General features: G+C 76.2%; 12 protein-coding genes. 7 read left to right on the top strand and 5 right to left on the bottom strand.

The features are described 5' to 3' along the window. Window positions 1-10: 10 nt before the first annotated feature. From KVT14_RS16835 to KVT14_RS16825, 3 genes are read right to left on the bottom strand one after another with little or no spacing between them, the layout of a single operon-like run. The gene (locus KVT14_RS16835) at window positions 11-688 is read right to left on the bottom strand and encodes a hypothetical protein (RefSeq protein WP_217616721.1); all 678 of its coding nucleotides are present in this window, start codon (window positions 686-688) and stop codon (window positions 11-13) included. Window positions 689-693: 5 nt separating this feature from the next. Further along, window positions 694-1,149: a hypothetical protein gene (locus KVT14_RS16830; RefSeq protein WP_217616720.1), complete on the bottom strand. Its 456-nt coding sequence runs from the start codon at window positions 1,147-1,149 to the stop codon at window positions 694-696. Window positions 1,150-1,199: 50 nt separating this feature from the next. Continuing rightward, window positions 1,200-2,042: an HAD hydrolase family protein gene (locus tag KVT14_RS16825; protein ID WP_308161130.1), complete on the bottom strand. Its 843-nt coding sequence runs from the start codon at window positions 2,040-2,042 to the stop codon at window positions 1,200-1,202. Window positions 2,043-2,118: 76 nt separating this feature from the next. Here KVT14_RS16825 and KVT14_RS16820 point away from each other — a divergent pair, with 76 nt between their 5' ends. From KVT14_RS16820 to KVT14_RS16800, 5 genes are all read left to right on the top strand, one after another. After that, window positions 2,119-2,706: a TetR/AcrR family transcriptional regulator gene (locus KVT14_RS16820; RefSeq protein ID WP_254631124.1), complete on the top strand. Its 588-nt coding sequence runs from the start codon at window positions 2,119-2,121 to the stop codon at window positions 2,704-2,706. Continuing rightward, window positions 2,703-3,872, top strand: coding sequence for a GDSL-type esterase/lipase family protein (locus tag KVT14_RS16815; protein ID WP_217616717.1), 1,170 nt, complete (start codon window positions 2,703-2,705; stop codon window positions 3,870-3,872). Before KVT14_RS16820 ends, KVT14_RS16815 begins: the two co-directional genes overlap by 4 nt. A 112-nt stretch (window positions 3,873-3,984) precedes the next feature. After that, window positions 3,985-4,875, top strand: a complete 891-nt coding sequence (locus tag KVT14_RS23235) for a GNAT family N-acetyltransferase (protein ID WP_217616716.1) — start codon at window positions 3,985-3,987, stop codon at window positions 4,873-4,875. A 210-nt stretch (window positions 4,876-5,085) separates the two neighbouring features. Then, window positions 5,086-6,045: an NAD(P)-dependent alcohol dehydrogenase gene (locus tag KVT14_RS16805; RefSeq protein WP_217616715.1), complete on the top strand. Its 960-nt coding sequence runs from the start codon at window positions 5,086-5,088 to the stop codon at window positions 6,043-6,045. Window positions 6,046-6,073: 28 nt separating this feature from the next. After that, window positions 6,074-7,438 (top strand): MFS transporter, encoded by a 1,365-nt coding sequence (locus KVT14_RS16800; RefSeq protein WP_217616714.1) that lies wholly within the window; start codon window positions 6,074-6,076, stop codon window positions 7,436-7,438. A 418-nt stretch (window positions 7,439-7,856) separates the two neighbouring features. On the opposite strand, the gene KVT14_RS16795 is transcribed toward KVT14_RS16800, so the two are convergent. Then, complete coding sequence (locus KVT14_RS16795) at window positions 7,857-8,483, bottom strand: TetR/AcrR family transcriptional regulator (protein WP_217616713.1); 627 nt, start codon at window positions 8,481-8,483, stop codon at window positions 7,857-7,859. 119 nt (window positions 8,484-8,602) lie between these two features. Here KVT14_RS16795 and KVT14_RS16790 point away from each other — a divergent pair, with 119 nt between their 5' ends. Together KVT14_RS16790 and KVT14_RS16785 are read left to right on the top strand one after the other, a co-directional pair. Continuing rightward, the gene (locus tag KVT14_RS16790) at window positions 8,603-9,316 is read left to right on the top strand and encodes a LytTR family DNA-binding domain-containing protein (protein ID WP_217616712.1); all 714 of its coding nucleotides are present in this window, start codon (window positions 8,603-8,605) and stop codon (window positions 9,314-9,316) included. Between the two features lie 129 nt (window positions 9,317-9,445). After that, window positions 9,446-12,373, top strand: coding sequence for a glycoside hydrolase family 3 protein (locus KVT14_RS16785; RefSeq protein WP_217616711.1), 2,928 nt, complete (start codon window positions 9,446-9,448; stop codon window positions 12,371-12,373). Window positions 12,374-12,461: 88 nt separating this feature from the next. Here KVT14_RS16785 and KVT14_RS16780 read toward each other — a convergent pair. Beyond that, window positions 12,462-12,778, bottom strand: a 317-nt coding sequence (locus tag KVT14_RS16780) for a PQQ-dependent sugar dehydrogenase (RefSeq protein WP_217616710.1), incomplete at its 5' end; no start/stop codon positions are given.

Here is a 12,778-nt window from a genome sequence, read left to right as displayed (position 1 = left end):
GCGGGCCCCGTCAGGCGCCCGCGAGGGCGCGCAGCAGCGCCGGGCCGAGCAGGAGCCCGAGCAGGAACGCCCACCCGCCGGTGAGCCGGCGCTCCGGTGCGGTGCGCCCGCGGCGGTCCCAGACCGGCGTCGGCTCCAGCGCGAGGTAGGCGATCGCGACCGGCCACGCGTGCACGGCCAGCCAGAACCAGGCCCAGCGGGTCGCGAGCCGCGGCTCGGGCCCGGCGACCAGGGTGAGCGGCAGGGCGACGAGGGCACCGAGCGCCAGGTACAGCTGCCACGCGGGGCTCGACCGGCTCGGGAGCTCCTCGACCTCCCGCACCTCGACGTCCCGCGGCGAGGCCGCGGCCGCGGCGAGCAGCCGGCGCCCCTCGTCGACCCGCTGGTCCGAGATCGAGTCGAACCGGTAGGTCGCGCGGCCGGGTCGCCCGTCGCCGGTCCACGTCACCCCGACCCCGCCGATCGTCGGGACGGTCGGCCGCTCGATGGTCATCGTCGCGACCTCGCCCGCGGCCAGCGCCGCCTCCAGCTCGTCCGCGGTGCGGTCGACCGGCCGGAGCGCCGCCTGGACGGCGCCGGCGACGAGCACCGCCAGCAGGACGAGCCGCACCGCCAGGTGCACGCGCGACGACGGCCGCACCGGGTTCCCGGCCGGGAGCGTGGCGGCGGGGGCGAGGACGCTGGTCACGGGCCTCAGCGCCAGGCGAGCAGCGCGGTGAGCGGCGTGCCCAGCAGCAGCCCGATCAGGAAGCCCCAGCCGCCCGTCAGCCGGCGCCCGGGCGCCCGCGCCGACGCGCGCCGCCACGCCGCCGTCGGCTCCAGCAGCAGGTAGACGACCGCCGCCGGCCAGACGTAGGCGACGAGCCAGAACCACGCCCACCGGGTCGCCAGCCGGGGCTCCGGGCCCGCGATGATCGTGGCGGTGAGGGCGACGAGCACCCCGAGCGCGATCAGGGCGTCCGGGGCGTCGTACGAGCCGAGGCCCGACCGCTCGGCGCCGACCGGGCGCAGCAGCGCGTACGCGACCGAGGCCAGCACCGCGACGAGCAGGGCGAGCCGCACCACGAGGTGCGCGGTCGACGACGGCGGCACGGGGCGCGGCTCCGGAGCGGCCGGGAGCGGGGGCGGCGGGGCGCTGGGCTGGCTCATCACCGCCACGCTAGGCCAGCGACCCGCCTCGGCGGGCGGGTTCCGGGGGGTCAGACCAGGCCCACGCGCGCGAACCCCTCGACCAGCCCTTCGACCTGCGGCCCGGCCACGACCAGGTCGGCGACCGCCAGCACCCGCGGGTCGGCGCCCTCGATGGCCACGCCGGTCCCGGCGTGCTCCAGCATCTCCAGGTCGTTGAGCCCGTCGCCGAACGCGATCACGTCCTCGCGCGGGACGCCGAGGTGCGCCGTGACGGCCTCGATGCCGAGCGCCTTGTGGACGCCGCGCAGGTAGATCTCGCCGGCGGACTCGCCCATCGCGGCGATCGAGCTGGGCAGGATCCCGAGCTCGTCCCCGAGCTCCGCGCCGAGCTCCGGCCACGGGATCGCCGCGCCGAAGTAGGTGATCTTCGCGAACGAGCAGGACCCGAGGTCGTCGGGTGTCTCGAGCGCCTTCAGGATCTCCAGCGGGCTCGCCGCGCCGTCGGCGCCGCCGCGGCCGAAGTGTCCGTCCAGCAGCTCGCCCAGCCGCCGGTCGACGCCGGGCCGGCCGTAGAGCGCGTCGGGCGCCTCCAGCAGGTAGGCCGCGCAGTGCCGGTCGAGGACCTCGATCGCGCGCGCCGCGAGGTCCGCCGGGAACCGCTGGTCGCGCAGCACCTCGCCGTCGACCTCGACGTACCCGCCGGCGGACGCCACGATCCCGTCGAAGCCTGCCGCGCGGATCCGGTCCGGGAGCATCGACTTCGGTCGCCCTGTGCACAGCAGCACGCGGTGCCCGTTGGCCCGGGCCGCCCGGACCACGCGCTCGTGCCCCGGGGGGACCTCGCCGTGGTGCGCGTAGGTCCCGTCGACGTCGAGGAACACGTACCGGGGGGCCGAGGGCGCGGGAGTCACGGGGCCCATCCTCTCGCACCCGCGCGCTCCTATGCCCCTGAGGTTTATGCCTACAGGGTGTAGGTTTAGTGTCGTGATGCGCGCCGGACTCACCCCCGCCCTCGTCGTGGCGGACGCCGCGGCGCTCGCCGACGAGGCCGGCTTCGACGCGCTCACGCTGTCCGCCGTCGCCCGGCGGCTCGGGGTGCAGACCGCCAGCCTGTACGCGCACGTCCGGGACCGCGCCGCCCTGCTGGACGGCGTCACCGCGCTCGCGATGGGCGAGGTCGCCGCCCGGATCGCCACCGGGATCGCCGGGCGGTCGGGTCGGGACGCGCTGCGCGGGTACGCCGACGCGTTCCGCGACTACGCGCGCGAGCACCCCGGCCGGTGGGCCGCGATGCAGCGCCGCGCCGGCCCGGCCGCCGTCGCCGCGCCGTCGGCGGTGGACGTCGTCGCGCTCACCGACGCCCTGCTCCGCGGATACGCCGTCCCGGCCGACCAGCGCGTGCACGTGATCCGGCTGCTCGGCAGCACCATCAACGGCTTCGTCCAGCTCGAGCGCATCGGCAGCTTCGACCACAGCGCGCCCGCCCCGGCGGACTCGTGGGGCCGGACGGTCGACGCGCTCGACGCCCTGCTGCGGGCCTGGCCCGCTCCCGACCCCGAGGACACCCCCGCATGATCGACGTCCCCCTCACCGACCTCGCCGCGCTCGTCCGCGGCGCCGACCGGACCGAGACCACCGCGCGCGGGCTCCGGCCGCACCGGCTGCCCGCGTGGGTGGACCGGCAGCTCGGCGACCCGCAGCTGGCCGCGATGGAGGCGCAGCCCTCCGGCGTCCGGCTGGCGTTCTCGACCACCGCCACGGCGGTCGAGGTCGTGCTGCACCCGACCCGGCTCGCCTACCGGCAGGTCGAGCGGCCGCGCGGAGCGGTCGACCTCGTCGTCGACGGGGTCGTGCTCGCCAGCGTGCCGCTGACCGGCGGCGACGCCGTCGAGACCGACCTCGCGACCGGCGCGTCCGCGCTGCTGGCCGGTGCGCCGCAGACCGTCGCGTTCCCTGGGCTGCCCGCGGGGGAGAAGGCCGTCGAAGTCTGGCTCCCGCACAACGAGTCCGTCGAGGTGGTCGCCCTGCGCGCCGACGCGCCCGTGCGGCCCGCCGCCGACGACCGCCCCGTGTGGGTGCACCACGGGTCGTCGATCAGCCAGGGCTCCAACGCCGCGACGCCGTCCGGCACGTGGCCCGCCCTGGCGGCGCGCCTCGGCGGGGTCGACCTGCGCAACCTCGGCCTCGGCGGCAGCGCCCTCGTCGACCCGGCGACCGCACGCGTCATCCGGGACGCCCCGGCCGACCTGGTCAGCGTGGCGCTCGGCATCAACGTCGTGAACCTCGACGGCATGCGGCGGCGGACGTTCGAGGCGGCGGTGCACGGGTTCCTCGACACGATCCGCGACGGCCACCCGGACACGCCGCTCGTGCTGGTGACGCCGATCTTCTGCGGGATCCACGAGGGCACCCCCGGGCCCGGGGCGTTCGACGTCGCGGAGCTCGCGGCGGGCCGGGTGCGGTTCGTGGCGACCGGCGGCGACGACCTGTCGAACGGGCGCCCGACGCTCCGGGTCGTGCGGGACGCGCTCGCGGCCGTGGTGGGGAGGCGGTCCGACGACCCGCACCTGCACCTGCTCGACGGGCTGTCGCTCTACGGGGCCGCGGACGCGGAGGAGCACCCGCTGCCCGACGGTCTGCACCCGGACCCCGCGACGCACCGGCTGATCGGCGAGCGGTTCGCGGCGCAGGTGTTCGCGGCCGGCGGGCCGTTCGCGCGGTCGGGGACGGCCCGAGTCTGACGTCGGCGGGCGCCACCTCCGCGGGCGGGGGTCGGCGCTCGGCGCGCGGCGGGATCCACTTCCCGCCGAGTGGACCTGGTGGCGGACCGGCGGGCCCTGCGAGGGTCGCCGTGTGGACGTCGATCTGCGGGACCCGTGCGACGAGGACCTGCGGGCTCGGGCGCGCCGGGAGCTGGCCCGGGTGCCGGTGAACACCGGCTTCGCCCGGGCGGTGCTGGACGGGACCGCGCCGGGTGCGCTGTGGTGCGACCGCGCCGACGCCCCGAGGGCGTTCCACGCCGTGCACGGGTACGGCATGTCGCTGGTCTGGGGCCCGGCGGTGGACGAGGCGTTCGACGCGGTGCTGGTGCGGTTGCGGGGCGGGGCCGGACCGGCCGAGGAGTGGCTGCAGGTGGACCCGCGCTGGACCGGCCTCGGCTGGGACGCCGCGCTCCGGGCGGTCCTCTTCGACGCGCCCGGGGCGGCGGCCCCCGGCGCGGCGGCCCGGCACGTGCGGCTCAACTTCCGGCACGACCCGGCCGCGCCCCGCGCAGCCCGCCCGTTGCCGTCCGGGTGGCGCACCCGTCCCGCCATGGCGGCCGACTTCGGCTGGTCCGGCTCGGTGGCGCCCGCCGGGTTCTGGCCGGACGCCGCGGCGTTCCTCGCGCACGGCGGCGGCGTCGTGGCGGAGCGGGCGGCCGACGGCGCGGTCGGCGCGATCGCGTTCACGTCGTACCGCACCGGGGACGAGCTCGAGATCGGCGTCGAGACCGCGTCCGCGTTCCGGGGCCGGGGGCTCGCGGCGTGCGTGGCGGGCGCGTTCGTCGACGCGGTGCGGGGTGCCGGGCTGACGCCGGTGTGGTCGTGCCGGGAGGACAACGCGGCGTCGGTGCGGGTCGCGCTGTCGGCGGGGTTCCGGCCGACCGTGCGGCTGCCGTACTACCACCTCCGCCGGACCGGGGTGAGGGGCCGCCCGCCGGATCCGGTGCCGGAACCGGCCACGCGGCGCGGGCCCGGTCGGTAGCGTCGACGCCGGGTCGCCCGCGCCGGGCGCGCCCCCCACGACCCGACCCGGAGGACACGTGAACGCCCTCAAGCCCTGGCACGTCCTGACGGTCGTGCTGGTCCTGGTGGTGGTCGCCCTCGTCGTCGGGGCCGCGGTGGCCGTGGCCCGCGTGCTGCGCCGTCGCTGAGGGTCTCGACCCCCGCGGCGCCCGGGTGCCAGGATCGTGCCGTGCGCGCCCTGGTGTACGACCGCTACGGCCCGCCCGACGTGCTGCGGCTCGCGGACGTGCCCGTCCCGGAGCCCGGTCCCGGTCAGGTCCTGCTGGAGACCGAGGCCGTCGGGCTCAACCTCTCCGACTGGGAGTGCCTGCGCGGCTCCCCGGCCTACTCCCGGATCGGCGGGCTGCGCAGGCCCGCGCGCCGGGTGCTCGGCTCCGACGTCGCCGGCCGGGTGGCCGCGGTCGGTCCCGGGGTGACCCGGTTCCGGGTCGGCGACGACGTCTACGGGGACAACCTCGCGCTGAAGGGCGGCCTCGCGGAGTGCACGCTGGCGCGGGAGTCGGCGCTGGCGCTGCGCCCGCCCGGGCTGTCGGCCGTGCAGGCGGCCGCGATCCCGCAGCCGGCGGCGATCGCGCTCCAGGGCGTCGCGGGAGTCGGGCAGGGCTCCCGGGTGCTGGTGAACGGCGCGGGCGGCGGGGCCGGGTCGCTGGCCGTGCAGCTCGCGAAGGCCGCGGGCGCGCACGTCACCGGCGTCGACAACGCGGGCAAGGCCGCGTTCGTCGCCTCGCTCGGGGCGGACGAGGTGCTCGACCACCGGGTCGACGACTTCACGCGCACCGCCGCCGGGTACGACATGGTGCTCGACCTGGTCGCCCACCGCTCGGTCCTCGCGTACCGGCGCGCCCTGGCACCCGGCGGCCGGTACCGGTGCGTCGGCGGGACCACCCGGGCGCTGCTGCGGGTGCTCGTCGGTGGCGCGGTGGTCGGCGCGGCCTCCGGCCGGCGGATCGGCGTGCTGGCGGTGCGGGAGGGGCCGGCGGCGTTCACGCCGATGGCGGACCTCTGCCTGGCGGGGTCGGTCCGGCTGCACGTGCACCGCGAGTACCGGCTCGACGAGGCGCCCGCGGCGCTCGCGGACGTCGGGGCCGGGCGCGCGCTGGGCAAGGCGGTCGTGCTCCCGCGGGCGTGACGGCCCCGACGACGTAGCGTGGGTGGTCGTGCCCTCAGAACGCGGATTCGGTCCCCGGTTCGTCGCGCCGGTGCTGATCGGCCCCGTGCTGAACCCGATCAACACCACGATGATCTCGGTCGCGCTGGTGCCGATCTCCCGGGACCTGGGCATCCCGACGTCGCGGGCGATCTGGCTGGTCGCGGGCCTGTACCTGGCGAGCGCCGTCGCCCAGCCGGTGATGGGCCGGTTCGCCGACCTGCTCGGCCCGCGCCGGGTCTACACCGCCGGCCTGGTCGGGGTGCTGGTCGCCGGCGTGCTGCCCCTGCTGTGGCCGGGGTTCGGCGGGGTGCTCGCCGCACGGGTGCTCATCGGGCTCGGCACGTCCACCGCGTACCCGTCGGCGATGACCCTGATCAGCGACCAGTCCCGCCGCGCCGGTCGGCCGACGCCGCCCGCGCTGCTCTCCGGGCTGTCGATCGCGAGCCTCACCACGTCCGCGGTCGGGCCGGTGCTCGGCGGCGTGCTGGTCGCGGCCTTCGACTGGCAGGCGATCTTCCTGGCCAACGTGCCGCACGCGCCCCGGGCGCTGGCGATGACGGCGGCCTGGGTGCCGGGTGACGACGAGCGGCCGCCGCGGGAGGCGCCCGGGCCGCGGGCGGGCGTCGACGCCGTGGGAATCCTGCTGTTCGCCGCCGGCCTCGCGGCGCTGCTGGTCTTCCTGCTCGAGCTCGAGCGCCCGCAGTGGTGGCTGCTCGCCACGGCGGCCGCGCTGCTCGTCGCGTTCGTGCGCTGGGAGCGGGGGAGGGCGGCGCCGTTCGTGGACGTGCGGGTGCTCGCCCGCAACGGCGCGCTCACCCGGACCTACGCGCGCATGTTCCTCGTCTACCTGGCGGCGTACTCCGTGGGCTACGTCTACTCGCAGGGGCTCCAGGGCGCCGCGGGCTACGACCCCCACGCCGCCGGGCTGCTCCAGCTGCCGACGGCGGTGCTCGCCGGGCTGGCGTCCGTCGCGGTCGCGCGGAACACCCGGCTGCGGCCGCCGCTGGTCGTCGCGGGGGCGCTCGCGGTCACCGGCGGGACGCTGCTGCTCGTGCTCACCTCGGCGTCGCCGGCGTGGCTGCTGCTGGTGGTCGCGGCCGTGTTCGGGGTGCCGCAGGGGCTGGCGTCGGTGTCCAACCAGGCGGCGCTGTACCGGCACGCGCCGCCGGACCAGATCGGCACCGCCTCGGGGCTGTCGCGGACCTCGGTGTACCTCGCCGCCATCGGGTCGTCCGCGGTCATCGGCCTGGTCTTCGGGGAGCAGCCGACCGACGCGGGGCTGCACGCGATCGGCTGGCTGGTGCTCGCCGCCGGCGCGGGGGCGACGGTCCTGGCGGCGGTGGACCGGGCGCTGGCGCCGCGCCGGGGGTGAGCGCGGGCGGCGCGGCGCCCCCGGCCTGTGGATGACGGACGGTCCTCGCACTGAGTAGGCGGACCGCGTCCCTAGGCTCGCGACGCCGCCTCCGACCTGAGCCGCAGCACCTGAAGTCCCGGGTGGGAGTGGGGCGCCTCGACCTCGCTGCCGCGAGGGAGAGGAGGTGGTGGCAGTGTCAGACGAACCTTGTCCGCACTGCGGGAGGTCGGGTCCTTCCGGACAGCGAACGACCGGCAGAGCCGCGAGGGTGACAGCCCTCGTGAAGCAGCTCGTGCCGGTCGTCGTGGAAGTGATTCGCCTCGTTCGTGAACTCCTCCCATGAGTTCACATCGCCGCGGCGGTGGCTCGTCGACCGGGTGGTCGGCGGGTCGCCGTCGTGGTGACGCCTCGACGCTACCACCCGGCGCCCGCGCGCTCAGAGGCCCGGACCGCCTGAGTGGTCGGCCCGCGCGAGCACCCGCAGCCCCGCCGCGACCTCGGCCCCGAGGTCGGTCGACGGGTCCAGGAGCCAGTGCGCCTGCGCGCCGTCCCACAGCGCCACCAGCTGCCGGCCGAACCGCTGCGGATCGACGTCGGGGTGCGCCCACCCGGTCGCCTGCAGCTCGCGGAGGATCTGCGCGTAGCTCGCGACCGTGCGCCGGGTGCGCTCGACGAGCCAGGCGTGCGCGGGGTGGCCGGGGTCGAGGCCCTCGGCGCACATGCTCGCGAACAGCCGGACGACGTGCGGGTCGGAGTGCTGGGCGCGGATCGCCGCCGCGAGGGTGGCCTCGGGGTCGGGCACCTCGGCGAGGCCGGGCGAGCCGGGCTCCGGACGCAGGCGCGCGTCGGCGTGCTCGAGCGCCGCGACCAGCAGGTGGTCGCGGGACGGGAACAGGTGCAGCACCTGGGCCTCGGTGAGCGCCGCGCGCCGGGCGACCTCCGCCATCGTCAGGCTCCGGTGGCCCGCCTCGACGACCAGCTCGTACGCGACGCGGCCGAGGGTCTCGACGCGGCCGCGCGTCTTGCCGTACGGGCCGCGCCGGGGGCGGGTCTCGGTGGGCATGGCGACACCCTAGCGACGCGGGCGGATCACCCTCGACATCGAAAAACAAGCAGGCTAGATTTTCGACCCGCCACGGCGCCGCGCACCCCGCGCACCGCCCCGGAGCGAGGAGCCCGCCGATGATCGAGGTCGCGGTCGTCGAGGACGAGGACGTCGCCGCGCAGCGCCTGACCGCCGCGCTGCGCCGGTACCAGGCCGAGCGCGGCGTGCCGCTGCACGTCCGGCGGCACGGGGACGGGACGGGCCTCGTCGCCGGGTACCGGCCCGGCACGGACCTGCTGCTCCTCGACATCGAGATGCCGGGGCTCGACGGCGTCGCCGCGGCCGAGCTGGTCCGCCGCCGGGACCCCGACGTCGCGATCGTGTTCGTCACGAACGCGGCGGCGCAGGCGGTCCGGGGCTACGCGGTCGGCGCTCTCGGCTTCCTGCTCAAGCCGGTGTCGTACGACGCGCTGGCGCGCGAGCTCGACCGGGCCGTCGAGCGCGCGCGGTCCCGCGCGGACGCCACGGTCGAGCTGGTGACCGAGGACGGCCCGCTGCGGCTGAGCACCGCCGACGTCGTCTGCCTGGAGGCGTCCCGGCGCCGGGTCGTGGTCGACACGCTCGACGGGCGGTACGCCGTCGCCGGGCCGCTCAAGCAGCGCGAGCGCGACCTCGCCCCGCACGGCTTCTTCCGCTGCCACCACGGCTACCTGGTCAACCTCCGGCACGTCGTGGCCGTCCGGCAGGCGACCTGCCGGCTGGTGACCGGGCGCGAGGTGCCGGTGAGCCGCCCGCACCGCGCCGCGTTCCTCGCCGCCCTCACGGACCGGCTGGCGGCCCGGGGCGCCTGACGCGCGACAGGTTGTGCGCCGCGGGACGCGAGTTGTTCCCCGGCCCCGGGCCCGGCCCGGTCCCGGTGCTTCGATCGCCGCGCACCCCAGGGCGTCGAAGTCGACGACCCGTGAGAGATGAGGCCATCGATGTCCACGAAGCAGCCCAGGCGGCTGTCGACACCCGTCGCGGTCGGCGCGTACGTCCTGTGCGCCGCGCTCGCCGGCGGGCTCGTCGTCGGCAACGCCTACGCCACGAAGTACTCCGACCTGATCTCGGTCTACCTCGACCAGCCCACCCAGAAGGTGGTCTCGGCCGACGGCACCGACGCCGAGTACTTCACCTCCGGCTTCACGTCCGACGAGGACCGCCAGGCGCACCTCGCCGGCGTCGGCACCCGGATCTCCGCCGGCGGCATCACCCTGCTGGAGAACGACGGGTCCCTGCCGCTGGCCGGGGGCGCGCGGATCAGCGTGTTCGGCCAGGACGCGGTCGACCCCGTCTACGGCGGCGGTGGCGCCGGCTCCGTCGACACGTCGAAGGCCGTCACGCTGGAGCAGTCGTTCGCGGACGCCGGGTTCGAGGTCAACCCGACGCTGTGGGACTTCTACGAGTCGGGCGCCGGCAAGGACTACCGCAAGACCACGCCCGACGTGTACGGCGAGGGCGCCTTCGCGGTGAACGAGGTCCCGCAGGGCGTCTACACCGACGAGGTCCGCGCGTCGTTCGCGGACTACGCCGACGCCGCGGTCGTCGTGCTCGGCCGCTCCGGCGGCGAGAGCAAGGACCTGGTCGCGACCGGCGACGCCGGCGACGGCACCTACCTCCAGCTCACCGCCGACGAGCGCGACCTTCTGGCGGCGGTCACGGACGACTTCGACACCGTCGTCGTCCTGCTGAACACGCAGAACCCGGTCGAGCTCGGCTTCCTCGAGGAGTACCCGGTCAGCGCGGCGCTCTGGGTCGGCTCGTTCGGCCAGACGGGCGCCGCCGCGGTCGGCCAGGTGCTCACCGGCGCGGTGAACCCGTCCGGCGCGCTCGTCGACACCTACGCCTACGACTCGACGAGCGCCCCGAGCATCGCGAACCTGGGCTCGTACGACCTCACGAACTCCGAGGTCGACCGTGGGAACAAGTACATGGTCTACGCCGAGGGCGTGTACGTCGGGTACCGGTACTACGAGACCCGGTACGAGGACGCGGTCCTCGGCGCCGCGGGCGTGGGCGACTTCGACTACGCCACCGCCGTGCAGTACCCGTTCGGCTACGGCCTGTCGTACACGACCTTCGACTGGTCGGACTACGCCGTGACCGAGGGCGACGACGCGTTCGAGGTCGCCGTCACCGTCACCAACTCCGGCGACGTCGCGGGCCGGGACGTCGTGCAGGTCTACCTGCAGCAGCCCTACACGGACGTCGACCGCGAGCACGGCGTCGAGAAGCCGGCCGTCGAGCTGGCGGGGTACGCCAAGACCGGGTCCCTGGAGCCGGGTGCGTCCGAGACGGTCACCGTCGAGGTGCCGCGCGAGCTCATGAAGTCCTACGACGCCGACGGCGCGGGCACCTACGTCGTCGACGCGGGCGACCACTACCTGGCCGCCGGCACCGACGCCCACGTCGCGCTCAACAACATCCTCGCCGCCAAGGGCCTGACCACCGCCGACGGCATGGACGCGGACGGCGACGCGGCGTTTGCCTGGTCGACGACCGTCGACGCCCTCGACGCCACCACGTACGCGGTGTCCGCCGAGACCGGCGCGCCCGTGACCAACCAGTTCGACGACGTCGACCTGCGGACCTACGACGAGGGCTTCACCTACCTGAGCCGCTCCGACTGGACCGGCACCTGGCCGACGACGTACGCCGACGGCGCCTGGGAGGCCCCCGACGCGCTGCTCGCGGACCTGGACATCCCGGACGTCGAGGACCCGGACGCCGAGATGCCGGCCACCGGGACCGTGAGCGAGGAGTACGGCGAGCTGTCCGCCGCCACCCTGGTCGGCGAGCCCTACGACTCCCCGTCGTGGGACGCGCTGCTCGACCAGATGACCGTGACCGAGCTGGACGAGCTCACCCGGATCGGCGGCTACGCCACCAAGCGCGTGGACTCGATCCAGCTGCCCGCCACCGTCGACAAGGACGGCCCCGCCGGCATCTCCGACACCCTCGTCGGCGGCCAGGGCGGCATGGGCTACCCGCCGGCGATCGTCCTGGCGTCGTCCTGGGACGACGCCCTCGCGGAGGAGTTCGGCGCGGCGATCGGCGAGGACTCCCTCGACCTCGGCGTCGCCGGCTGGTACGGACCGGCGGCGAACATCCACCGCTCGCCGTACAGCGGCCGGAACTTCGAGTACTACTCCGAGGACTCGGTGCTGTCCGGCGCGATGAGCGCGGCGGTCGTCGAGGGTGCGCAGTCGAAGGGCGTGCTCGTCTTCATGAAGCACTTCGCGCTCAACGACCAGGAGACCGACCGCATCGGCCTCGCGACGTTCGCCGACGAGCAGGCCGTCCGCCAGCTCTACCTGGCGCCGTTCGAGATGGCCGTCCGGGACGGCGGCGCCCGCGGCATGATGGCGTCGATGAACCGCCTCGGGGCGACCTGGAGCGGCGCGCACGCCGGGCTGATGACCGGCGCGCTGCGCGACGAGTGGGGCTTCGAGGGCGTCGTCGTCACCGACCAGGCCTCGTTCGACGTGTTCGCCTACGAGGACCTGCGCGCGGGCCTCGACGCCGGCACCGACCTGTGGCTCAACACCGACGCGACGCTCTGGAAGCTGACCGACGACCAGATGACGCCGTCGGTGGTCGCCGACATGCGGCGCGCCGCGCACAACATCGGGTACGCCGTCACCGCGTCGAACGCGATGAACGGCCTCGCCGCCGACAGCCGCCTCGTCGCCGTGACCCCGCCGTGGAAGTGGGCGCTGTACGCGGCCGACGTCCTCGTCGGGCTGCTGCTGGTCGGCGCGGTCGTCCTGGTGACCCGGAAGCTCGTGCGGCAGCGGCGCTCCGGCGGCGGCACGCCGGGCGGGCCGCGCGCGGCGACGCGCGTGGACGCGGGGGCGCCGGCGAGCTGAGCCGGCTCACCGCCGGCGACGGCAGCGGGTCGAGGTCGGCACCCCCGGGCGCCGGCCTCGACCCGTCCCCGCTGAGATCGCCCCGGGGCTACCGGAGCGGCACGCGCAGGATCCGGTCGTCGCCCGTGCGCGGGGTGCCGCGGCCGTCGGTGGTGCCCGTGACCAGCCACAGCGACCCGTCGGGCGCCGCGACCGCGTCCCGCAGCCGCCCGTACGTCCCCGCGAACAGGTCGACGGCCGTGCCCGGCTCCGCGGTCGGCACCGCGCGCAGCACCGAGCCCTTGAGGTTCGCCACGTACAGCGTCCCGTCGAGGAAGGCCATGCCGCTCGGGCTCGCGGCGTCGGGTGCCCACTGCTGGACCGGGTCGACGTACCCCTCCCGCCCGGCGACCCCCTCGACCACCG

It is taken from the genome of Cellulomonas sp. GbtcB1 (genome assembly GCF_019091725.1).
GTDB lineage: Bacteria > Actinomycetota > Actinomycetes > Actinomycetales > Cellulomonadaceae > Cellulomonas.
The sequence above is the reverse complement of the archived record's forward strand: the minus strand, read 5'-3'. Positions and strand labels throughout refer to the sequence as shown.

Bases quoted from the DNA above. Each gene is read 5' to 3' on its own strand.
- KVT14_RS16820 (WP_254631124.1), top strand. From the start codon at position 2,119: ATGCGCGCCGGACTCACCCCCGCCCTCGTCGTGGCGGACGCCGCGGCG.
- KVT14_RS16785 (WP_217616711.1), top strand. From the start codon at position 9,446: ATGTCCACGAAGCAGCCCAGGCGGCTGTCGACACCCGTCGCGGTCGGC.
- KVT14_RS16830 (WP_217616720.1), bottom strand. From the start codon at position 1,149: ATGAGCCAGCCCAGCGCCCCGCCGCCCCCGCTCCCGGCCGCTCCGGAG.
- KVT14_RS16790 (WP_217616712.1), top strand. From the start codon at position 8,603: ATGATCGAGGTCGCGGTCGTCGAGGACGAGGACGTCGCCGCGCAGCGC.
- KVT14_RS16795 (WP_217616713.1), bottom strand. From the start codon at position 8,483: ATGCCCACCGAGACCCGCCCCCGGCGCGGCCCGTACGGCAAGACGCGC.
- KVT14_RS16815 (WP_217616717.1), top strand. From the start codon at position 2,703: ATGATCGACGTCCCCCTCACCGACCTCGCCGCGCTCGTCCGCGGCGCC.